At 43.8% G+C, this 22,583-nt stretch carries 16 protein-coding genes; 6 read left to right on the top strand and 10 right to left on the bottom strand.

Going from position 1 to position 22,583, the window contains the following annotated elements; all coding sequences use genetic code 11:
• Window positions 1-105 precede the first annotated feature (105 nt).
• Together FSB76_RS29135 and FSB76_RS29130 are read right to left on the bottom strand one after the other, a co-directional pair.
• Window positions 106-1,017 carry a helix-turn-helix domain-containing protein gene (locus tag FSB76_RS29135; protein ID WP_147059787.1) on the bottom strand — a complete coding sequence of 304 codons (912 nt, stop codon included), beginning with the start codon at window positions 1,015-1,017 and terminating at the stop codon, window positions 106-108.
• 84 nt (window positions 1,018-1,101) lie between these two features.
• The gene (locus tag FSB76_RS29130) at window positions 1,102-1,920 is read right to left on the bottom strand and encodes an SDR family oxidoreductase (RefSeq protein WP_147059785.1); all 819 of its coding nucleotides are present in this window, start codon (window positions 1,918-1,920) and stop codon (window positions 1,102-1,104) included.
• A gap of 199 nt (window positions 1,921-2,119) precedes the next feature.
• Here FSB76_RS29130 and FSB76_RS29125 point away from each other — a divergent pair, with 199 nt between their 5' ends.
• The 5 genes from FSB76_RS29125 to FSB76_RS29105 all read left to right on the top strand — a co-directional run bounded on the left by FSB76_RS29125 (window position 2,120) and on the right by FSB76_RS29105 (window position 8,850).
• Complete coding sequence (locus tag FSB76_RS29125) at window positions 2,120-2,887, top strand: SDR family NAD(P)-dependent oxidoreductase (protein ID WP_147059783.1); 768 nt, start codon at window positions 2,120-2,122, stop codon at window positions 2,885-2,887.
• A 92-nt stretch (window positions 2,888-2,979) separates the two neighbouring features.
• Complete coding sequence (locus FSB76_RS29120; RefSeq protein WP_147059780.1) at window positions 2,980-3,897, top strand: helix-turn-helix domain-containing protein; 918 nt, start codon at window positions 2,980-2,982, stop codon at window positions 3,895-3,897.
• A gap of 427 nt (window positions 3,898-4,324) precedes the next feature.
• On the top strand, window positions 4,325-6,823 hold the full coding sequence (locus tag FSB76_RS29115) for an alpha-L-rhamnosidase-related protein (protein WP_147059779.1): 2,499 nt from the start codon (window positions 4,325-4,327) through the stop codon (window positions 6,821-6,823).
• 283 nt (window positions 6,824-7,106) lie between these two features.
• Window positions 7,107-7,949 carry a helix-turn-helix domain-containing protein gene (locus tag FSB76_RS29110; protein ID WP_147059777.1) on the top strand — a complete coding sequence of 281 codons (843 nt, stop codon included), beginning with the start codon at window positions 7,107-7,109 and terminating at the stop codon, window positions 7,947-7,949.
• Window positions 7,950-8,013: 64 nt separating this feature from the next.
• A complete protein-coding gene (locus FSB76_RS29105) occupies window positions 8,014-8,850 on the top strand; it encodes an NAD-dependent epimerase/dehydratase family protein (RefSeq protein WP_147059775.1) in 837 nt (278 codons plus the stop codon).
• Window positions 8,851-8,972: 122 nt separating this feature from the next.
• Here the strand turns inward: FSB76_RS29105 and FSB76_RS29100 are convergent, their stop codons facing one another.
• The 7 genes from FSB76_RS29100 to FSB76_RS29070 all read right to left on the bottom strand — a co-directional run bounded on the left by FSB76_RS29100 (window position 8,973) and on the right by FSB76_RS29070 (window position 20,439).
• Window positions 8,973-9,878, bottom strand: coding sequence for a helix-turn-helix domain-containing protein (locus FSB76_RS29100; protein WP_147059773.1), 906 nt, complete (start codon window positions 9,876-9,878; stop codon window positions 8,973-8,975).
• Between the two features lie 64 nt (window positions 9,879-9,942).
• Window positions 9,943-10,755: an SDR family oxidoreductase gene (locus tag FSB76_RS29095; protein WP_147059771.1), complete on the bottom strand. Its 813-nt coding sequence runs from the start codon at window positions 10,753-10,755 to the stop codon at window positions 9,943-9,945.
• Window positions 10,756-11,079: 324 nt separating this feature from the next.
• Complete coding sequence (locus FSB76_RS29090; protein ID WP_147059769.1) at window positions 11,080-12,687, bottom strand: RICIN domain-containing protein; 1,608 nt, start codon at window positions 12,685-12,687, stop codon at window positions 11,080-11,082.
• Between the two features lie 251 nt (window positions 12,688-12,938).
• Window positions 12,939-13,913: a BT_3987 domain-containing protein gene (locus FSB76_RS29085; protein ID WP_147059768.1), complete on the bottom strand. Its 975-nt coding sequence runs from the start codon at window positions 13,911-13,913 to the stop codon at window positions 12,939-12,941.
• A gap of 29 nt (window positions 13,914-13,942) precedes the next feature.
• Window positions 13,943-15,736 carry a RagB/SusD family nutrient uptake outer membrane protein gene (locus FSB76_RS29080; protein ID WP_147059766.1) on the bottom strand — a complete coding sequence of 598 codons (1,794 nt, stop codon included), beginning with the start codon at window positions 15,734-15,736 and terminating at the stop codon, window positions 13,943-13,945.
• A 25-nt stretch (window positions 15,737-15,761) separates the two neighbouring features.
• On the bottom strand, window positions 15,762-19,073 hold the full coding sequence (locus tag FSB76_RS29075; RefSeq protein WP_158643009.1) for a TonB-dependent receptor: 3,312 nt from the start codon (window positions 19,071-19,073) through the stop codon (window positions 15,762-15,764).
• Window positions 19,074-19,284: 211 nt separating this feature from the next.
• Window positions 19,285-20,439, bottom strand: a complete 1,155-nt coding sequence (locus FSB76_RS29070; RefSeq protein WP_158643008.1) for a FecR family protein — start codon at window positions 20,437-20,439, stop codon at window positions 19,285-19,287.
• 120 nt (window positions 20,440-20,559) lie between these two features.
• Here FSB76_RS29070 and FSB76_RS29065 point away from each other — a divergent pair, with 120 nt between their 5' ends.
• Window positions 20,560-21,132, top strand: a complete 573-nt coding sequence (locus FSB76_RS29065; protein ID WP_147059760.1) for a sigma-70 family RNA polymerase sigma factor — start codon at window positions 20,560-20,562, stop codon at window positions 21,130-21,132.
• Window positions 21,133-21,213: 81 nt separating this feature from the next.
• Here FSB76_RS29065 and FSB76_RS29060 read toward each other — a convergent pair whose 3' ends face one another.
• Entirely contained in the window at window positions 21,214-22,476 is a 1,263-nt protein-coding gene (locus FSB76_RS29060; protein ID WP_147059759.1) for a PQQ-dependent sugar dehydrogenase, read from the bottom strand.
• Window positions 22,477-22,583: the final 107 nt, after the last annotated feature.

Genomic DNA, 22,583 nt, shown 5'->3' with positions numbered 1-22,583 from the left:
TTTTATTATTCTTTTCAAGGATCAAAACCTGAAAGCATAAACCCGCAGCTTCCGGCTGCCCCATTTTGATCAAGAATCGTTTGGCAAAATTATAAGCGAAACTGCTTAGTTCAGGTTGCGAAACTCAACAGGTGTTTTACCTGTTTTTTGCTTAAAAAGCTTATTAAAATATTGGGGATATTCAAAGCCCAGCAGGTAAGCTACTTCGCCAACTGGCTTATCAGTGCTGATCAGGATGTTTTTGGCTTCTTCGATTAAATAGTAGTGGATATGGTCCTGCGCATTCTTCCCCGTTTCTTTTTTTAGGAGATCGCTCAGATAACCCGGCGATAAGTTGACTTTATCTGCCAGGTTTTTCACAGTTGGTAAACCTTGCTCTTTAAGCCCGGCATTGCTAAAATAATCGCGTAGTATTTTTTCCACCTGCATAATAACTGAGCTATTCGCACTTTTCCTTGTAATAAATTGTCGCCCGTAGAAGCGTGCGCAATAATTTAAAAGCAGCTCAATATGGGATACAATCACAGACTGACTGTGTGTATCTATGTTCTCATGTAATTCATTGTCCAGTTTCTGTACGCAATCATAAAAGATGTGTTTCTCTTTTTCGGACATATGAAGCGCCTCCCACACTTCATAAGAGAAAAAGCTATAATCTTTCATTTTATCATGAAGACTGGTTCCTCTGATCAGGTCGGGATGAAAAAACACACCCCAGCCCTCCTTTTCGGTGTATGCGTCAATATCGGTTTCCAGGTCCAATACCTGGTTCGGTGCAATACACATCAGGCTGCCGTTATTAAAATCAACCACCTTACGTCCGTATTTTACATTATTGCCATCATACCGCTTAAACAATAAGCAGTAGTAATCGCAGGATATCCTGGTGTTTTCTGCCACCTGCTCATCAACATCGCTAAAGTCAATAACGGCAACAAGCGGATGTTTAAGTGGCTGATCTAAGTTGAAGAACTTATAAACATCGGCTATCTCGGAAAAATGAAGCGATATGCTCATAGTTTGTTGACTAATAGCTTTAAAGGTAAAGATTTTTGGCCATACACAGGGCCGTTGCATTGCATCAGCCCTGTGTGGCTTATATTAATCAAGTTTAAACAAACCTTTGATTCCCTGCAAGAAAGTTTTATCGTCAGCTTCCTTGCGTTGGGCAACAATTCCTTTCGCATCTTCTCCAGCGGTGTATCGCAGCTTATCGGTGCCATCTGTTGCCGCTTCGTAAATAACTTCGGCAACTACGCGGGCAGGAGAAGCATTCTCAAAAAAAGCTGGCATTCCTTCGTTTACTTTCTCCACAATATCGTTATATTCAGTCATCGATTCATCGTTACTAAAGTCAAGCGAACGGCCGGCAAAATCCGTAGCGATGGCGCCAGGTTCAACGATCTTAATTTTCGCGCCGAATTGCTCCAGTTCGTAGCTCATGGCCTCCGATATTCCTTCCACCGCAAACTTGGTACCGTGATATAAGGCCCCCAAGGGAAAAGCCATCTTGCCGCCTATAGACGATATGTTGACGATGACGCCGCTTTTATTACTGCGAAAGTGAGGCAATATTGAACGGGGTACATCAATAAGCCCAATTACATTTGTATCAAACTGGCGGATAATATTTTCCCTTGAAAATGCTTCCAATGGTCCGAATGCACCATAACCTGCGTTATTGACCAGAACGTCAATCTTTCCAAACTGTTTAATGCCTTCAGTTATCGCCCGTTGTATACTATCAAGGTTAAGAACATCCAGTTGGGCCAGGATTACATTATCCAAAGCTTTAAGTTCTGATTCGCCTTCGGGATTTCTCATGGTAGCTATCACATTCCAGCCTTTTTCCTGAAACAATATAGCTGTGGCTTTACCTATACCGCTGCTTGCACCGGTAATTAAAATTGTGTTTTTCATGTTTTAATTATTTGATAACACAAAGGTCAGCGTAAATTGATGGCGACAGGTAACACAAATTGCGGCAAGTTGTATACTTATTACGGTTTGTTAAACCAGGTAAATAAATATTCATTTCGGTTACAACTCTCCTTGATTCGGTTACAGCTGCATAAAATGAAACGTTGACTTTTGCTTTATAACAGTTAATCAAAATCTTATGGAAGATCAAATAACATCTGCGAACAAACCGATTGCCTTAGTGACCGGCGCTAACCAGGGTGTAGGTAATGAAATTGCCAAAGCGCTAGCCGCTAACGGTTATGTGGTATATGTAGGTTCGCGTAAATTGGAAAATGGCGAAAAAGCAGCCGCAGCGATAGGGGAAAATGCCAAGGCTATACAGCTGGATGTTACGCAGCAACAAAGCATCAATGCAGCAATAGCGCGCATTGAAAACGAACATGCCCACCTGGACCTTCTGGTGAATAACGCAGGTATATCACATGGCGGAACATCTCCTAAAAACCCGGAAGATCTTATGAGCACAGGGCGTGCGGTTAATGTATCGCTGGACGAAGTGCGCACCGTATGGGAAACCAACGTGTTCGGCGTTATAGCCGTAACACAGGCTGCTTTACCTTTGCTACGTAAGTCATCGGCTGCACGTATAGTCAATGTATCAAGCGGCCTGGGTTCACTCACCTGGATATCTGACCCGGCTTGCTGGGCAAGAGAGCATTTCGGTATTGTTTACGCTGCCTCTAAAACTGCACTTAACGCGGTTACACTTGCCTTTGCCCTCGAGCTTGAAAAGGAGAACATCAAGGTGAACGCCACCAGCCCGGGCTATACGGCTACCGCACTGAATAATTTCCAGGGAACCGACAGCCTGGAAGTGGGATCACGTGAGCCGGTTCGGGTAGCCCTGGATACAAAAGGCCCAACGGGCGGATTTACCGGCCCCGAAGGCCCACTGCCCTGGTAGTTCCGCTTATTCGGCACCAAAGTAATCTTATTTACAAATTAATTATGACCGGGGGCTGAAACAGCCTCTGGTCATAATTATTATCTTTCAACATGAAAAACGACATACCAAAAGTTGTTAAACTCGGATCGATAACGGAAATACATCGTTTGCTTGGTATCCCGGGGCCGGCTCACCCGCTGATCAGTTTATTGGATACCAGGGACGAACGAATTAACCTGAGTCGCCTGCCGGTAAGCTATGTTACAACACTTTACAAGATCTCCTTTATTAATAAGTTAGGTGGCAAATTCAGATATGGGCAGGGTTATTATGATTTTGACGAGGGAAGTATGGTTTTTACAGCGCCGAACCAGGTGGTGGGCAGTACAGCGATTTACAATGGAAACGAGGGGTATTCTTTGATTTTCCATCAGGATTTCCTCCATGGTTATCCGCTCGCTGTTAAAATCAAACAATATGGGTTCTTTTCCTACGCTTCAAACGAGGCCCTGCACCTTTCTGAGCAGGAAAGGGCTACTGTTTCGGCTGTTTTTACCATTATTCAGGAAGAATTGAACAGCCGGATAGACGATTTTAGCCACGAAGTAGTTATCGCACAGATCGAATTGCTATTGAGTTATGCCAGGCGCTTTTATAAAAGACAATTTCTGACCCGGCAGGCAGCCAGCAGCGATCTGCTGCTTAGGATGGAAGAATTGCTCGAGTCTTATTTTAAGGAAGATAAGCCGGCCAATCAGGGATTGCCCACTGTACAATACCTGGCTGAGCAGTTAAACTATACACCTAACTATTTAAGTGATATGCTGCGCTCGCTCACCGGACTTAACGTACAGCAGCATATTCATGAAAAGCTCATCGGGCGATCTAAAGAACTACTCACTACTACCACTTTAACCATTAGTGAAATAGCTTACCAATTAGGGTTTGAGCATTCACAGTCATTCAGCAGGCTTTTTAAAACCAAAACCAAACTCACACCGCTCCAATTCAGGCAATCTTATAATTAATGATCAGGAACAAATAAGCATTCTGATGGCAACAACTTTACGTTAAGGTGTACAAAAGATAAACCAGACTTGTATAAAAATTGATATAGTCTTGGCAATCAACAAAACACAATTGGATTTCGGTAAACTTCCTTACTATAAGAAATCCAGTCTCCAAAAATATTTTCCCGGACAATAAGCGTATCCAATCAACGTAAAGCATGTTGTGCAATACGGCAAAGGGAATACCAACTCCTCCAGGGCAATCAAGTAGCTACGAGTATCAAAAAATGCAAATAAAAGCCACTTTGCAACAAAAATACTTTGGTAGCCATTAGCTAATTTCGTTTTCGCAACCAAGTTACAGGTACCGTTATGGTAACATAATTTTTATACAGCCACTTTTTATAACAAAACCAAGAATACTGATATCTAATTTATCGTCAACATGCCAAAAAAGATCGTCCAATTCCTGTTCTGTTTGTTGTTTACCCTGCGGGTATCGGCGTATGCCAAATACGCAAATACTGCAAGGATTTCGCCTTACGCAAAAACGGTCACTATAGCGGTACCCGGTAATCAATTAGCAATAGTGATAGATTACTCAGAGGGCTGCATAATTAAACAATTGCGGATAAAGGGGAAAAACGTTTTATCACCGGCCGGCATCTACACTGGCATCACCACAAAAAACGGGATATTCTTATCAAGCACAGCAGTTGAAAATATCAAATTGTCCAAAAACGACGGCGTAATAAAATTATCGGGACTAACTTATGGAGATGGTGATTTAACCGTTGACGAAACCTGGGAATTTAAGATTAACAACGATAAAATAAGCTGGACCATCATACGGAGTTATAACAAGTCGGCCGAGCTGGAAGATATGTCGTTCCCAAAATACAATTTCAGCAACCTTACGGTGTGGAAAGGCGGCATATTGGATAATGGCGGTATGGTTTGGTGTAAATATCTGAAACAGGTAGATGACACCTATGGCGTACACACCGGGGGCGTAACGTTCTGGAACGCCGAATCGGGCAACGGTCTGCGCATCAACACCAAAGCAGATAATGGTGATGTTGTAGCATCGAAGTTCTCACACAGCAAAAATAACGAATTTACGAGCACGCAATTAGTAACGGATGATCAGTTGCAACAGCGACATGACTTAAGCCGTTTCGTGTCGCAAAAGGCTGATATTTTTGCTCCCTTTAAGGTAAAAAAGGGTGTGGTAAGCGTGCAAATAGACCTGCAGTACGTTGATTATTTTAAAGAATATTCGAAAGGTAAGCTACCGGGGATAGATGCCATTGCCGTGCGCGAGCTAATGAACACCACCGGGCGTTACGGCGTGGTTGATAACAACATTATCGGCGCTAATGGCTGGCTTACCAATTGGAAATGCCTGCATGAACCGTTTTTTGCGCAGATAGGGATGGCGCTGGGCGATAAAAACTATACCAGGAATATGTCGGCCACACTGGATCAGGAACGTGATGAGGCAATACTTCCGGACGGGCGGGTACTATCCCGTTGGCACAATGCCCCAGGCGATGAAATGCCCGGTACCTATAATCCCAAAACAGGATATTACGAGGCTATGTGGGGCTACACTGTAGACTCACAAACCGGGTATGTGATTAACGCCAGCGAGCAATTTGACATAAATGGGGATTTAAAATGGTTGCGCTCACACCAAAACAGCTGCGAAAACGCCCTTGAATGGCTAATTAAACGCGACGCTAATCATAACGGGATATTTGAAGCGATGAATAACAACATTGCCGAAAAAAAAGCAAGCGACTGGCTGGATATAGTTTGGGCGAGTTACGAGAACGCTTTTGTAAATGCCCAGATGTATGAAGCGTTAAACCTTTGGGCTGATTGTGAAAAGGTATTGGGTAATAAACAAAAAGCAGCCTATTATGCCGTAATTGCTGCGCGTCTTAAAACAGTTTTTAATAAACCTATTGAGCAGGGTGGCTTTTGGTCGCAGGCAAAAAAGCAGTACGTTTACTGGCGCGATAACGATGGCTCGGTACACGGCGATAACCTGGTTACACCAGTAAACTTTGCAGCAATAGCCTTTGGCTTATGCGACGATCCGCAGCGCACAGCGCAGATTCTTGACCAGATAGAAGCCCGTACAGTTAAAGAAAATCTTTTTCACTGGCCTTTATGTTTTGATTCGTTTAAAAAGGATGAGGTTTCCGGCGGGAACTGGCCATTCCCCAATTATGAGAATGGCGATATTTTCCCTACCTGGGGCTATCTGGGCGTAAGAGCATATGCCGGATACGATAAGGGCATCGCGCTGAAGTATATTCATAAACTACTGAACCAGTACAAAAAGGACGGGCTTTCATCGCAACGTTACAGCAGGGCTACTCAGTTGGGCCTTGGTGACGATATACTGGCGGGAATATCCACCAGTATAACAGCTTTATACCGGGATATTTACGGATTAAGGCCCAAGTGGAACCGCATGGGTATAGAGCCCAAAATATCTGCAGAGCTTAACGGTACAACTTTCTCTTACACACTACGCGATACGGTATACCAGGTAAAACTCGGCTTAACTTTTTATGAAATTCGTTCAAAAAAGTTTTCGATTAAAAATAACGAAAGCTTTGGCGTATCTTATGGACAAAAAATTCTGACTTATTACTGTCAGAACCTGGAGACTAATCAGCTTCTGATAAAAGGCCGTACTGACCGGCCTATTAATCTAATTGTCCATACATGGAAAGATCAAAAAATGTCGTGGTCAATCGGCTCGCAAGATACCTATTGGTTTATCATTAAAGGGCTCGCGCCGGGAACCAGATACACATTAACTACAAGCCATAATGATGTGCAACAAATACGGGCAAAATCCGATGGCACACTAACATTTATGAAAAACTGCGATCCTGGCACCAAATTATTACTAACGCCCATTTGATAAGTTTTTCGACCGAGACCAGAAAATGATGTTTTTTCCTTTTAATAAGCTTGATATTAGGTAATTGGAAAGCGCCATGCGGAGGTTGAAACAAGAAGCAATGACTTCATATCATTTTCTGCCGCGGTACAAATAAACCGATCTTTTATTCCATGAATTATCATTTAGGCATTAGCAGACTATAATTTAGAGACAAAGATGACACATTCGCCATTTTTTATTTACAGGCAAGCCCATTATCGCCCTACATAACCAACAAGTTTGATTTTATTAACTTTGCGGTATGGCAAATGAAATTCCTGGTGTTAACATGGAAGCGCTAAGGCTGCAGGGTTTTAAAGTGCACGAGCTACCTTCAATTGTAAATATTCCTGCTGCCCATGGCAGACGCGATTTTTATAAAATGGGTTTGGTCAGCGGTGAAATGGCCATTGATTATGGCGGTCAGATCCTGGAGTTAAACGGTACGGTGTTGTTTTTTGTAAACCCCAAGGTGCCGCGTTCGGTGGTACGGCGTTCAATGAATGCCACGGGTTATGCGTGTATCTTTACCGAATCGTTTATGCCCGCCATCGTGAAGCGGTCGCCGTTATGGAATACAGGCGATAGCCCGATGATCCGACTGAATAGCGAACAGGCCGCTTTTATGACGGGCATTTTTCAAAAGATGCTGGCTGTTCATCATAGCGATTATAGCTTAAAGGCCGACCTGATCAAAAATTGTATTGAACTGATCATTCATGAAGCATTGAGTATACAGCCTCCTGCATACACTTTGCAGAACGGCGCGGCACGGCTTACGCATTTGTTCATGGACTTGTTGGAGCGGCAATTCCCTATCGAACATGCGGCAGAACCGCTCAAATTAAGAACAGCGCAAAACTTTGCAGATATCCTGACAGTACACGTTAACTACCTTAACCGCTCGGTAAAGGAAACAACCGGCAAGCCCACCTCGGTACATATTGCCGAGCGTGTTGCTGCCGAGGCCAAAGCCTTGTTAAAGCATTCTGACTGGAGCATAGCCGAAATAGCCTACGCGTTGGGATTTAATTACCCAACCTATTTTAATAATTACTTTAAGCGCCTGACTGGTGCCACACCCAACTCTTTTAGAAAGGTTTGAAAATCATACTTATTGGTTTGATTATTATTAACCCTTGGCTGTTTTTTTGCCAGACCTTTGGGTTATGAAAATATTAGTAACCGGCGCTACCGGCAAGGTAGGCAGCAGATTAGTTCCACGCTTAATAGCCAGGGGCTATGACGTCCGGGTGTTGGTGCGTGATGCCGCGAACGCCCCGGCAGGCGCTGAAATTGTAGTGGGCGACCTATTTGAAGCCGCAACCTTAGCACCGGCCGTGGCCGGCGCAGATGCCGTGATCCATCTTGCAGCACTATTCCGCACCTTTACTGACAACGAAGGTATTATCAAAACCAATCATAATGGCACCATAGCGCTGGCAGATGCCGCCGTAGCCGCAGGTATCAAACGATTTATTTTTACCAGCACGGGGAACGTCTACGGTGCCGGCTACGGACACCCGGCAAAAGAAGACGACTTTGTTAACATCAATGACCCCAGAGCCTATTCATCCAGCAAAATTGCCGCGGAACAAGAACTGTTAAAAATGGATTTGAATGTAAGCGTACTGCGTTTAGGCTTTGTTTACGGTGATAAAGACCCGCATATTGCCGAGATCATCCCCTTGCTCAAAAAAATGAAACGTCATTCCGGCTCCCGGATGCACATGGTCCACCATTTGGACGTAGCCCAGGCGTTAATATTGTTGCTGCAAAACGATAACGTAAGCGGCGAGATTTTCAATATCGCCGATGACGCGCCGATAACACTGTATGAACTTGCCGATTCCGTTGGACAGGCGTCTGTTACATTTGATACCCCCGAGGCAGCCCTGAATGACCCTTTTGAAGGCATCATGGACATTTCAAAACTCAGGCGCATCGCAGGTTTTCGGCCATTGGTACCTAGTTATTACGTCGCACGCGACCTTGATATTTTGTAATATGGTTTTTAGTGAACACCTTCCTGGCACGTGAGCGAGCGGTCATAATAATTCCCAATCAGGCACGGAAAAAGGCTATGTATCCTAACTTTAAGAAACGATATGTCTTGACAAACGTAATTTCAATTTAATAGCCTGTACTCACTTGGCGATTTCCCTGTTTTTGTTTTAAATATTTTCGTAAAATGCGATGGGTGCTCAAATCCCAGCCGGTAGGCTATCTCGCTGATTGACTGGCTACTGCCCCATAGCATGATTTTCGCTTTATCTATCAGTTCCAGGTGAATATGTTCCTGTGTGGTTTTACCTGTGAATTTACCCAACAGGTCAGACAGGTAATTAGGCGACAGGTTGAGCCGGGAGGCAAAATAACTCACGTTGGGCAGTCCCCTTTCTATGAGGTTGTCTTGAGAAAAATAATCTTTTAATAATTTTTCAAACTGCTGTACAACATCCGAATTAACCTTTGCCCTGGTATAAAACTGCCGGTCATAAAACCGGTTACAATAATTCAACAGCAATTCAATATTACTAACAATCAGGCCCTGCGAATGCTTATCGATGTTTTGTGCATACTCTTTTTCTATCTTGGCCACACAATCTTTAATGATCTGTTTTTCCTCTTCTGAAATGTGCAGCGCCTCGTTTATCTCATAATTAAAAAACGAATACTGATGTATCTTCTTGCCCAGATCGGTGCCATGGATCAAGTCGGGATGGATGAACAGCGCCCAGCCTTCTTCCACCTGAACATCAGGCCCGGGGCCAAGAACCTGGTCGGGAGCGGTAAACATTAGCGAGCCCTCATTAAAATCATAATGTCCCTTGCCGTATTTTAACAATCCGTCAAACTTTTTACACGAAATGATATAAAACCCAAACCGGTAAAACACATCTGCTTTAGGATGGTAGCTCTTATAAAAGTCGCAATGATCTATCACACTTACCAGTGGATGCCTGGGCGAGGTGTAATGTACCATCCGGTGCAAATCGCTTATCGATTTGATGTCAATGTATTTATCGGGCATATTTTTATGGTAAAGTTAACGCAAAAAAATTGTTGGCTGCCCTAACCCGGGCAGCCAACAATTTTTAAATGCCCATTTGGCCTACTATCATTTTTTTGAAATCCACATCATCCATCTGATGCCTTGCCTCAATTATTAGCCCGGCGTCGTGACCTACGGAGTAACGCAGTTTTTCGGTACCATCGGTAGCCGCGTCATAAATGGCATCAGCAACTTCTCCTATATTTTCAGACATCGGCCATTGCTGTACTGCGCTGATAAATTTATCAAAGGAGGCCTGGTAATCGCCAGATTCGCCAACGCCGAAAATGGCTATCGAACGCCCAGCAAATTCGGTTTTATAGCCGCCAGGTTCTATAATTTTTAACCGGATACCCAGGGGGTTGAGCTCATATTGTATAGCTTCGGTTAAACCTTCCACCGCGAATTTAGTGGCATGGTAAAGCGACGAGAATGGGAAGGTAACCTTGCCACCTATAGAAGAAACGTTGATGATAACGCCAGATCTTTGTTGACGCATAACCGGTATTAAGGCTTGTGTTACCTCAATCAGCCCGAAGAAATTAACGTCGAACTGTCGCTTGATCTCGGCTTCGGTAGCAGCTTCCAATGCGCCAAATGCACCATAACCCGCGTTGTTTACCAATACATCAATCTGGCCAAACTTTTCGATACCGGTTTTTACGGCATTTTGTATGCTGGTTTTGTCGGTTACATCTAATTTAATTACCAAAACCTGGTCAAGAGCCTGTAACTCCGTTTCTTTTTCTGGTGAACGCATGGTAGCTATCACGTTCCAGTTGTTTTTATGAAATAATTTAACGGCCTCTTTTCCAAAACCTGATGAAGCGCCGGTTATTAATACTGTCTTTTTCATTGCTTTTATATTTAATTGCAATAGCAAATGTGCGGTGAAAGGCAATGGCAGGTTTATACTTTTCTACTGATCACTTATACATTTCGTGGATTATCACCCCCCTGGCTGTTGTTGAAAGGCTAATCAGAAACAACATAAACAAAATTAATCCTGATTCCATTACCGCATCCCGGTGCATAAGGGCGCTGCCGGGTAGTGAATTAAAAAGACAGGTTTATGCGTTATAACAAAAATCTCCCAGGCACAGGCTTTCATGCTGAGGCATAATTGCGCTTGCTGCATCAGCTAACACTGAAAAACCTGGCCGGGGAAACCTAAGGGTTATTATTGGATTAGCCAACGCTGGGCGCTGCCACCATTCCAGCCCCATTGAACAAGTTTATAACCATTTACAGATGAACTGGAATTGTCCAACGCCCCGCTTGTTGCCTGGTTCCATATTTTGTAAGTACCATCCGATTGCTTGTCAACCCACCAACGTTGGTTGGTATTCCTGGCTGGCGTGTACTGAATAAGTTGAAGCCCGTTAGTTGTGGCACCTCCTGGGACATCTAATGTAAGCCAGCTGTATTGGCTAACAATATTCCATGAATTATCCTCGTTTTGGGTAAAATTCCACTTTTGGCTCAGCCCGTTATTCAATCCCCATTGTACCACGCCGGTTCCGTTGCCGCTCAGGCTGGCATTATCTACAGCAATACCATTTTGGCTGCTCACAATAACGTGCACACCGGCAAGGTTATCGGGCTGCGATCCCGGCGTGTATTGCAACCAGGCCACCGCACTGGCAAACTTACTTGTGGTTAAGCTATTGTCGGTAGGCGTAGCCTGGTCCCAGCCGTTCCAGGTAATATTATAGTCGGTACGGCGGTTGTTCCAAATGGCGGTTGCATTTTGGGCCATCCATGAGTAATAGGTGCTCCACATGTGATTATCGCGTACAAAATGGCCAAGTCCGCGGGCAAACTCATCACCCCAGGTATTCAGGTAGCCTGCATTGTTGGTGATAATACCATTAGTGGTCATATTGTTTTTCACGTAGTCGATGGATCGTTTGGCATCGTTGTAATAATTCACATTGCCGGTTATCTGGTACATCAGGTTGGCAAAATCAACAAACGTGCCCTGGTTGTAAACGGCCGCACCATGGTCAACCACATCATTGCGGTCAATTCCGGTATAAACCTGCCCGGTACTTGAATTGTAAATATGGTTCCAAACCCAGTCATAAATCTGGGTAGCTTTGGTTAAATACGATTGATCGTGCGTACTTTGGTAAATGAGACAGGCCACCTTACCTAAGCTGTTGTTTGATAAAGCCTCTTTGTTGATAGGCTGCCCGGCCGGTGTCATATTAGGTTGTTGCTCCCAAATACCGCCGCCATTATACTGGGTATCCCAGCCGCGGGCGTAGGCCATATCAAAACCATATTTGGCCTGAGTTAGAAAATTAGCCGTACCTGTCATTTGATAACCGCGGATAAGCGCCAGCGAAAACCAGCCAATATCATCATTCCAGCCATCCCATGTCCATGGTGGCGGGGTGTTTTGCAGCCAGGTATTACAAAGGTTATTTACCAATGTTTTATGTGCGGTGCTGCCAGTGCGCTCATAGGCATCTTCGGCCACTAAAATATCCAGCGATGCCACCCAGGTTCCATCGGCAGTACCGTCATTAATGGCTTTTTTATAATAGGTTTGCCCGCCGGAATTTACCAGGAACGCGTTATTATATGCGTTAAAAGCGGCATCGGCATTGCCTGCATTGGCCGAGCTGGTATGTACAGCCAGCTTTGCCCCTCCCGCCGTTTGCCCGGCGTCTGTCTTAGGGGTTTCTGTTTTCTTACAAGCCGAAAACATGACGGCTACCCCGGCCGCGAGCGGCATAATGACCCGCATCAGCTTTTTGTTTTTTAAATGGTTCTTCTTCATAACGTTGTTTTTATAGATTGTTTAAAATTGTACTGGTTAATGATGGCAGCAACAGGCAACAGGAATGCCTGCCGGGGATTTTCCCGGAAAAAATGTTTTTTCATATAGTGTAGGGTCACAATTTAAATTTTACTTACAAATAGCCGCAACCCCAACATTCAATTATGGGTTGATTGGCAATACTTGTTATTAAACTTAAAATGGCAGAAACCAATAGGTGGATGGTAGCATTCCACCCATTGGTTATTATATTAAAAAGCGTTCAATTCTGCTATCTGCATGTACGATGCGTTATAGGCCGAATTGATGGTTACTTTAAAGTACCGAGCGTTTTTGAACCCGCCCGGCAGAAATTGTTGTTGCAGGTCTTTATTATTCAGCAGGTTAAATGTGCCGGCATCAACCCAGGTAATATTATCACTGCTTACCTGTACGTTAACCTCGTTGGGTTTGCCGCCGCCATCGCCCTGCCGGCCTACAAATGACAGGCCATGCAACGTTGCTACCGCGCCCATATCAATAATAATATAATGCGGAGGCCCGGGCGCCGCGCCCGACCAATTGGAATGCCAAAACGTGTTTATATTACCATCCAGCGCAAATATTGCACGGCCATTGTTAGGGCCTTCGCCGCTTGCCTCCTGCGATGAAAAACCTATAACCTGCCATTTTGATCTGTCGTAATTTGGGTAGTCATTAAAATCGGGCTGAGCCTTTACCTGGTAAAAGGTAGTACGCAGTGTTTGATTTACCTTCACTGCTGTAGTGGAGATACTTACCGGCAATAGGTACGTTTTTAAAGCATCCATAGCATCCGCGCCTTTAGTTTTAAAGGATATAGTGAACGGACTTGTACTTAACTGGCCTTTAAGAATAGTAGCAGTTGGGTTTGATAGTGTATAAGTCCCGGCCGGCAAAAGTGCATAATTGGTTTTGTTTACCACATTGAAACTATCAACCATGGCGCCATTTACAGTAAATGTAATAGGGATATCGCTGGTTGGATAGTTTTGCCCGCCAAAGTTTGCCCCGTAAGTAGCGGTTTGCAGGCTATCGGTTATTTTAAAGGTTTTAACTACCGGATTATTTACAGCTTCGGGCATATAAACCTGGCTATAGCTATCAACAGGCTGGTTTGGTAAATCAACTTTATCCTTACAGCTATAAAGCAAGCTGCTGACCAGGCCGGTAAACAATACAAACTTTGAAATATTTTTTGTTAACATAACTTAAATTTTTGAGGTGAATAACTTAATTACCATCCTGGATTTTGAACAACCAGTTTCGATCTGTCCATATCATACTGACTTATCGGGAACCAATAAGATGCCGGCGTACGGAAAAGATGGTTGCTTGCTACAACACGATTAAAAAAATCATTGCCGTCCTTGTTGATATTCATACCATGAACGGCGCCCATGACCTGTGGCGCAATTTTCCACCTGCGTATGTCAAACCACCGTTGCTGTTCAAAAGCAAGTTCAACCCTTCGCTCGGCCCAAATACGTGTACGCATATCTGCCTGGCTTGGCGGTACAGGGATAGGTTTTGCACCATTTCCATATAGCGGGATGCCAGCCCTGTCTCTTATCAAATTCAGGTATTTGACAATATCGGCGTTGCCGGGTGCATATTCGTTCAGTGCCTCGGCATAATTCAAATAAATTTCGCCAAGCCTAATAAGAATTTCGGGCCGTGACTGGGCAGCGCCGTTACCGCCCGACCCTCCGTTGGTTTGCGTACCAATATTTTTCCTGACCAGATAGCCGGTTTTCGACCAATCTGTAGGGTGCCCGTTTTTGCCGTTAGGCCCGCTCACAAAAAATGAGATGGGTGCCGCACTTTTCATATTGCCGCCCTGGAAAATACTGTTGTTATAAGTAACCGACGCATAAAAACGCGGCTCGCGATTCATATACATATTGTAAACCGAAACACCGTTCACCGTGGTAAAACCAGTTTCTGAATAGGCAGATGATTCATGAATAGGCAAGCCATCGTTCATATAATAAGAATCTACCTGCTCCTGTGTTACGGCTACACCATTCCAGCCGCCGGCCTGGCGGGGCATCGAGTTTACATCATATGATGGTAAATTGTTGTCCTTACGCACAAATATCTGCTCGGAGTTCCACGGGATAAGGAATATATTCTGGTATGATTTTACCGGATCGCCACCAGGGTCTTTATATAATGAGTACAAACCCAGGTCAATTACAGCTTTGGCGGCGTCGGCAGCCTTTTTCCATTTGGCAACGTCATAACTCTGGTTAATCATTGGTTTGCCATCCTTGTTTTTAAAGCTGGCTAAATCGGTATTGCCGTTATATAATGGACTTGCTGCATATAACAACAACCGCGACTTAACCGCAAGCGCCATACCTACCGTAGCCCGGCCGTACTGCACATCACTTGCCTGCCCGTTGTTTGAGGGCACCTGCGGCAACACCGCCGCGGCTTTGTCCAGTTCGCTGCTCACATAGTTTACGCAATCATCAAAAGAACTGCGCGGTATTTGCATCTCATTTGCAGTGGCATCGGCAGGAATTTCTTTATCCCCCATCAATACAACCGGGCCATATTGCCGCATCAGTAAAAAGTAATAGTAAGCCCGTAAAAACCTGGCCTCGGCAGTGTATTGATCTATCAACTGCTGGCCGTTAAGGGCCAAAATTTCTGCATTGCCCTTAATATGGTTTATAAAATAAGTAGCAGAGCGAATACCATCGTAATAATGGTTCCATTTATCAAAAAGTGCGTTGCCTGCGCTAATGTTACCAATATTAAGATCGTAAATGGTGTATTTAGACCACGTTATGTCTGCTTCGTCGGCATTGCCAAGCCATGGGTTTTGTGTCCATTGATCAGCCTCGTCATCAACATAGCTGTATACGTTGGCCAGGTATTGCTCCGACGGTCCCTTTTTTTGAAAAACCTGTTCTATCGTAACACGGTCATTAGGCACCTGGTCAAGGTATTTTTTGCAGCCGGCACATGGCAATATTAAAATGAGTATTGCCACGCTATATTTTATGATTGTATTTTTCATATCTGTTTATATTTGATAATAACCACTATTTAAAGGTGCATTTTAAACCAAGGTTATAGGTTTTAAGCAGCGGGTACTGTGCACCACGACCGTCTCCCAATTCAACATCCCATAGTTTAAATCCACTCACGGTCCACAAATTGTAGCCGATAAAATAAATGCTGAGGTTTGACATTCCTGTATGTTTTAACCAGCTTGCGTGCGCAAAATCATAGCTTAATTCCAGGGTCTGCATCCGCATAAAGGCGCCATTTTTAACCCACCATGTACTGTTTACATAGTTCATATTGTCGTTACCATAAGTAAGCCTTGGGTAAAGTGGATGAGGGTTGGTGTTGGTGGGTGTCCAGCGGTCTGTTATCTGGGCAAGCAGGTTGCCACGTTCGCCACCCTGGCTAAAGGGTTGCAGGCCGTCACCATTCAATGAAATATCAACATCACTAATTCCCTTAAACCATGCTGCAAGCGCGAAACCCTTATAGTTTATAGTGGGGCCAAAGCCGTAAACAATTGCGGGGATACTACCGTGTCCAATTGGCCCCTGGTCATAGCTGTCAATTTTTCCGTCGCCATTTAAATCCTTGTATTTAATATCCCCGGCTTTGTTGGTACCTGTTTGGTAAGGGCTGTTTGCCACATCGGCATCATTCTGAAATAGCCCCAAAGCGGTATAGCCAAACCGCTGACCAACAGGGCGGCCAATCCGTTGCTGCCATGGGTATGGCCACGGGGCGTTGGCATCATTGATGTTGATAGCTTTGTTATAGGTAAAGTTTCCGCGAAGTCCCAATTGCCAATCTTCTCCAAGGCGTTTGGTAATCTCCAGCGAAGCATCTACTCCCCTGTTGTGTATTTCGCCCAGGTTGGCATATGGAAGAGATAATAAACCTGTGTAGGTGGGCACATCACCGCGTTGACGGAATATTCCGGTACGATATTCCTGGAAAACATCGGAGGTAAGGGATATCACATTATCCAGCATTTTTACCTCTAAACCTAAATTTTGCTTTTTTGCTTTTTCCCAGGTCACGCTTACGGCATAATCGCCAATATCCAGTCCGTTGATGGTTTGGTTGGTTCCGTTTTGGCCGTAAGAGTAATTGCCATTACCACCGCCTACCGTTGATATATAAGCGAAACGACGGCCGCCAATATTACTGTTACCAACAACGCCATAGGAGTAACGCAGTTTCAGAAACTGAAACACATCCGCAAGTGGTTTAAAAAACTTCTCTTCGGACACTACCCATCCGGCGCCGAATGACGGGAAGAAACCAAAGCGATGATCGGGTGCAAAAGTTTCTGAACCGTTGTATCCAAAGTTGGCTTCGGCCAGGTATTTATTATCGTAAGCATAGGTAACGCGGCCTGCCAGGCCCATGTACCGGTAAGGTATCGAGCTGATAAAATCGCCGGCAAAAGCATCTTCTTTATCTGATTGATTAAACAGCACCAAACCTGTAAAACTATGCTTACCAACGTTATTACTATAGTTTATAGCTGCTTCGTCATAAAACTGGCGGGTGCCCCCATTACTGCGGCCGTAGCCCAAAAAACTGGTACCAATAGATGTTTTATCAAGCAAAAGGTTGCCCTGTGCATCGCGCCCGGTGGCTAAGTAACCATCTACTGTTTTGGTGCGGCTGATAATATGCGCATTGTAATTATCAAATGAAAACATGCCCGTTATTGACAAACCTTTCAACCAAAAGCTCAAATCCTGCGTAACGCGAATATTGCTCCACAACTGGCTTTTAAACTCGGTAACATAGCCACTTTGGGTAAGCAGGTTATAGGGGTTTAACACATCGCCGGTACGGATTTGTGAGTGCAACCCGTTTGAGTATACAGGCGGAATGATAATTGGCGGTAATAAATATGCCGAGCTCCAGATGGCATCTACAGAACTGCCGGGGTAGTTACCATTGCTTATCCAGCCCGAGGCACCAAAATCAACCTTGGTGGTTTTGGTAACTCTGAGTGTTAAGTTTGATGTAAAATTATACCTGTTAAACTTGATAGCCGAGTTATAGTTGGCCAACTGGTCTGTTTTATACAAACCGGTTTCGTCGTAGTAGCCTAAAGACAAGTAATATTGAGCACTCTCCGACCCGCCGTTAGCGTTAACACGGGCGCGGCGATTTTGGCCTGTTTTATTAAACAGTGTTTTAAACCAATCCACATTGGGGTAAAGGTCCGGGTCCGATCCATCGGCTGTTTTTTGGATCCTGTCCTGCGAATACTTAGGCAGCGGATCATTAGGGTTACTATTCCTGTTGGCCTCATTGGCCATCTCCATATAAGTTACCCCATCAGCAAATTTCGGAATTTTGGTAAATTGGGTAATCCCCTGGTCGTACTGGGCATTAATGATAGGCTTACCAACCCTGCCTTTTTTTGTTTGAATAAGAATTACCCCATTTGCACCGCGCACGCCATACACAGCCGTTGCCGATGCATCTTTCAGGATACTGAAACTGGCTATGTCTTCAGGATCTACGTTACCAAAATCGCGCTCTACCCCATCAACCAAAACAAGCGGACTGCTGTTGGTAAAGGTAGAGATACCACGAATATAAATTTCGGCATTATCATAACCAGGCTGCCCGCTGCGTTGCACGCCTATAATACCCGCTACACGCCCGGCAAGTACATCGGTAATATTGGCAACCGGCATTTTTAAATCTTCGGCCTTTACGGTACTTATAGCGCCAATAACACTTACCTTTTTCTGTTGCCCGTAAGCTACCACCACCACATCGCTTAGGCCTGTTGATGATTCCTTAAGGGTTACATTGATGCGGGTAGTATTATTTACAGGAATTTCCAGCGGGCTGTAACCAACAAAAGTAAAAACCAGGGTACCCGTACCGTCGGGAAGTTTAATGGTGTAGGTGCCATCGCCCCTGGTTGATGTACTTATATTACTATCTTTTAACTTAACAGTTACTGCCGGTATGGGCAAACCTTTTTCATCAACAACTTTACCGGTTACGGTTAATGACAAAACCTGTTGTTCAATAACAGCTGTATGGCTATTAACGGCTCTTCGCTTAATAACAATCATGTTCTGAATCATTTGGTAGCTTAAGGATTGCTGCGAAAAGCATTTGTCAAGCACCTTTGTTAAGGGCTCGTTTACAACGTTTATACTGATAGGCTTAGCCTCCTTCAGCATTTTATCATCGTACACAAATTCAACACCGGCCTGGCGGTGCAATTGTTTAAACACATCTAAAAGCGAAACATCTTTCACTTTCAGGCTGATGTTTTGCGAATAAGTAGCGGCACTTACGTGAAGCAATGCCGCTATTAATAAAACAAACGTGAGTTTCATTATCAGCAAAAATTTTGATAGGATACGGGAATCCCTTTTGCACGGGAATGCAATAGAAAATTTATACATTTGGTTAAGGTTAGTAATTAATTGGTTGTAAGAAATAATCAGTTATTGACCCTTAATGCCGAAAGGTGTTTTGACCGGGGGTACTTCGACCTACTCCTGGTCTCTTTTGTTTAAGGATCGTTATGAAGTTTAATAGTAAAGGTTAATCCATCACAACTACCCTCCTTCCGTCTATCTTAAAGTGAACAGATCCGGTTGCTTCCAAAGCCTTCAACACAACATCAATATTTTTGTATCTCGAAATTGTGCCGCCAAAACTGCTTTGGTTAGTGATGTGTTGAAAAACGATATCCACATTATACCATCGCCCAATTTTTAACATAATGTTGTACAGGCTTTCGTTATCAAACACAAAAAAGCCATCCTTCCAGGCCACAACATCGGCCGTGTTTACATCTTTTATACTAAAGCCAGCATTATGAATACCATAGGTACCCCGTTGCCCCGGGGCAAGCAGCGCGTTGCCTGCCGGCGAATGCAGCTTAACGGCGCCCTCCAGTAACGTAGTTGCAATTTGGTTGTCTTCGGGATAACCCATTACATTAAAATGGGTACCTAATACCCGCACATCGGTACCGTTAACAGAAACCTTAAATGGCATGGCCTTATTTTTGGCGACCTCAAAATAAGCCTCGCCAACGAGTACAACCTTACGCTCTGTACCGGCAAATGCCACGGGATATTTTAATGAAGATGCCGAGTTAAGCCACACTTTTGTACCATCGGCCAGTATGGTTTGAAAAATACCACCGCGGGGTATTGTTAATAAATTACTATCTGGCTCAGCAGTTATTTTTTGTTTATTATTATTTTTATTATTTTGAGAATAAGCCAATATTCCATCTTTTATTTTTTTTATAATAATATTACCACTACCCGCTATCTGTCCGTTTTTAGCATATTGTAGTATGATAGATTTGCCATTGGCTAAGGTAAGATAGGCCATGTTTTTTCCGGGGCGGATATTATTTACAACCTGGTTTTTATCGCCATGTTTGGCAACGTAATGCCATCCCCAAAAACCTATGGCAAACAAAAACACTATCGATGCAGCATACCCTATCCAGGTGTATGACTGCCGTTTTGAAACTGTTATTATACGCTGAAAATCAACATCATCTGCCATTTTATCCAAAATCAACTTTCGCGTTTGTTCCTTATCGCCCAGGGTATCATCCCAATCGTTGTTTAATAGTTTTATCTCGTCGTAATAGCGCTCCAAAAGGGCCTTTTCCTCATCGGTACATTGGCCCGAAAGAAACTTTTCGTAAAGTGAAATAAAATCCTGTTTTGACATTTGGCGGTTTATATAAGTATAGTACCTCATCCTCAAAAAAACTCACATACTTTTTTTGCTTTTTTTATTTTATTGTATGATTATCATTTTTTTTTGCTTATTTTTAAGATACCAATTATAATGTTAAAGCTTACCAGAACAGATATCCAACTATGGCACGCCGTACGTAAGGACGATGAAATTGCATTCAATATGCTGTTTGACCGTTACTGGGTAAGCCTGTACAAAACAGCCCATTATTACCTGGATGATCACGAGGTTTGTGCCGAGGCCGTTAATGATGTTTTTGTAAGTATCTGGAACCGGCGGAAAGTACTGGAAATTGAATCCTTTTTTAATTTTATGCAAACTTCGGTTCGGTTTCAAATTTACAAGCGCCGTAAGGCAGTTAAACTCGATATTGTTTTTAACGATAGCCTGGTTGCCGATAACAGCTATCAATTAAACGAAGGAGAGGTGCGCATACAGCAAACAGAAATTAATAACCAGCTAAACGGTCATCTTGATAAGCTGCCCAAAAGATGCCAGGAAATTTTTGAGTTAAGTCGTTTTGACAATTTATCGAACCAGGAAATTGCAGATAGGCTGCAGATATCCAAACGCACCGTCGAAAATCAACTGGCCCTGGCCGTAAAACACCTTAAAGTTTGCTTTAAGCACATTTATTTTTTGATATTTATCCACCTCATGTAATTTAGGATGTGCTTATCCTTAAATATGGTAAAAGAAGAAGGCTGCCCGGTTGAGCAGCCTTCTTCTTTTAGTATTATAGTATTAGTTCTTCACTATTTTATAAACGCCTCCTTTTGTAGCGCCCGGCCCGGTATCGGCGTTGGTAAGCATAAATAATTCTCCGGCGGCATCTTCGCCAAAACCGGTGATCTTTAAATCGGGCGGCAGGTTTTGCAGGGCTACCTTACCCCTTCCCCACTTAGTACCTGCTTTTTGCAGGTAGTACACCGGCCCGGCCCAATCGGCAAAAAAATATTTACCCTTTAATACAGGAATTTGCCTGCCGTTGTAAACATAGCCGCCAATAACAGATACGCCTTCTTTGTGGGGATACTCTGATATGGGCATGGTGATACTCCTGGTATCAGAACCGTTAGCAGGATTGTAAGGATGTGTTCCTTCAAATAACCGCCAGCCGTAATTGCCGCCCTTTTTCACAATATCAACCTCTTCCCATAAATCCTGGCCAACATCACCAGCAAATAATTGGTTGGATGCCTTGTCAAAAGAAAACCGGTAAGGGTTACGGAAACCGTAGGCCCATATTTCGCCCCTTGCATCTTTACGCCCGACAAAAGGGTTATCTTTTGGCACCAAATACCCTTGTGCCGTGTTGATATCGATACGTAATATTTTACCCAGCATGATATCCATTTTTTGGCCGTTACCTATTTCGCCATGCTTATCGCCCTGGCCGCCGCCATCGCCAAATGAAAAATACAGGTAGCCATCGGGTCCAAACTGTAAACAACCGCCATCGTGGTTACCATCTGGCTTTTCTTGTGTAAGTATGATGCGGCCACTGGCTGGATCAATGGAGCCTGTGTTTGCGGGTGCCTGATATTCGGCTATCACATCCATATGGTCGGATTTATTGGCCGATGGAGCACTATAAAAAACATAAAACTTGTGGTTGGTTTTAAACCTGGGGTGCAGGGCTATGCCCAATAAGCCGCGTTCCTCGTAACCATTGTTCACTTTTATCATTTTGCTTTTTAAATCGAGCAAAGGCTCATCAAGTAATTTACCGCTCCTGATTATCCTGATTCTTCCCTTTTGTTCCAACACCCACGTGTCGCCGTTACCCGGAAAAACAATGGCAGTAGGTGCTTCCAGGTTATTAGTAACCAATTGCACTTTCAAGGTTATGGGCGTAGGTTCATCCTTTACTTTAACGGATTTTAATTTAGGAACGATGTAGGATGGGCAAACAACCACAGCAACGCCCAGTGCAAGCCATACCAAAAGCCCTTTGCGGACTGCCGGATATGCGGGTAGAAATTTATTGATCAATACATTTTTCATGATAGTTTCCTGGCGGGTGTTTAAACTCAATGGTATACTTTGCAAATGAGGGAAGCAACATATAGTTGCTCCCTGCTCACCGCAATTATAAAACAATTAACCAAATT

The sequence above is a fragment of the Mucilaginibacter ginsenosidivorax genome (assembly GCF_007971525.1).
Lineage (GTDB): Bacteria > Bacteroidota > Bacteroidia > Sphingobacteriales > Sphingobacteriaceae > Mucilaginibacter > Mucilaginibacter ginsenosidivorax.
The sequence above is the reverse complement of the archived record's forward strand: the minus strand, read 5'-3'. Positions and strand labels throughout refer to the sequence as shown.

Bases quoted from the DNA above. Each gene is read 5' to 3' on its own strand.
- FSB76_RS29135 (WP_147059787.1), bottom strand. From the start codon at position 1,017: ATGAGCATATCGCTTCATTTTTCCGAGATAGCCGATGTTTATAAGTTC.
- FSB76_RS29130 (WP_147059785.1), bottom strand. From the start codon at position 1,920: ATGAAAAACACAATTTTAATTACCGGTGCAAGCAGCGGTATAGGTAAA.
- FSB76_RS29125 (WP_147059783.1), top strand. From the start codon at position 2,120: ATGGAAGATCAAATAACATCTGCGAACAAACCGATTGCCTTAGTGACC.
- FSB76_RS29120 (WP_147059780.1), top strand. From the start codon at position 2,980: ATGAAAAACGACATACCAAAAGTTGTTAAACTCGGATCGATAACGGAA.
- FSB76_RS29115 (WP_147059779.1), top strand. From the start codon at position 4,325: ATGCCAAAAAAGATCGTCCAATTCCTGTTCTGTTTGTTGTTTACCCTG.
- FSB76_RS29110 (WP_147059777.1), top strand. From the start codon at position 7,107: ATGGCAAATGAAATTCCTGGTGTTAACATGGAAGCGCTAAGGCTGCAG.
- FSB76_RS29105 (WP_147059775.1), top strand. From the start codon at position 8,014: ATGAAAATATTAGTAACCGGCGCTACCGGCAAGGTAGGCAGCAGATTA.
- FSB76_RS29100 (WP_147059773.1), bottom strand. From the start codon at position 9,878: ATGCCCGATAAATACATTGACATCAAATCGATAAGCGATTTGCACCGG.
- FSB76_RS29095 (WP_147059771.1), bottom strand. From the start codon at position 10,755: ATGAAAAAGACAGTATTAATAACCGGCGCTTCATCAGGTTTTGGAAAA.
- FSB76_RS29090 (WP_147059769.1), bottom strand. From the start codon at position 12,687: ATGAAGAAGAACCATTTAAAAAACAAAAAGCTGATGCGGGTCATTATG.
- FSB76_RS29085 (WP_147059768.1), bottom strand. From the start codon at position 13,913: ATGTTAACAAAAAATATTTCAAAGTTTGTATTGTTTACCGGCCTGGTC.
- FSB76_RS29080 (WP_147059766.1), bottom strand. From the start codon at position 15,736: ATGAAAAATACAATCATAAAATATAGCGTGGCAATACTCATTTTAATA.
- FSB76_RS29075 (WP_158643009.1), bottom strand. From the start codon at position 19,073: ATGAAACTCACGTTTGTTTTATTAATAGCGGCATTGCTTCACGTAAGT.
- FSB76_RS29070 (WP_158643008.1), bottom strand. From the start codon at position 20,439: ATGTCAAAACAGGATTTTATTTCACTTTACGAAAAGTTTCTTTCGGGC.
- FSB76_RS29065 (WP_147059760.1), top strand. From the start codon at position 20,560: ATGTTAAAGCTTACCAGAACAGATATCCAACTATGGCACGCCGTACGT.
- FSB76_RS29060 (WP_147059759.1), bottom strand. From the start codon at position 22,476: ATGAAAAATGTATTGATCAATAAATTTCTACCCGCATATCCGGCAGTC.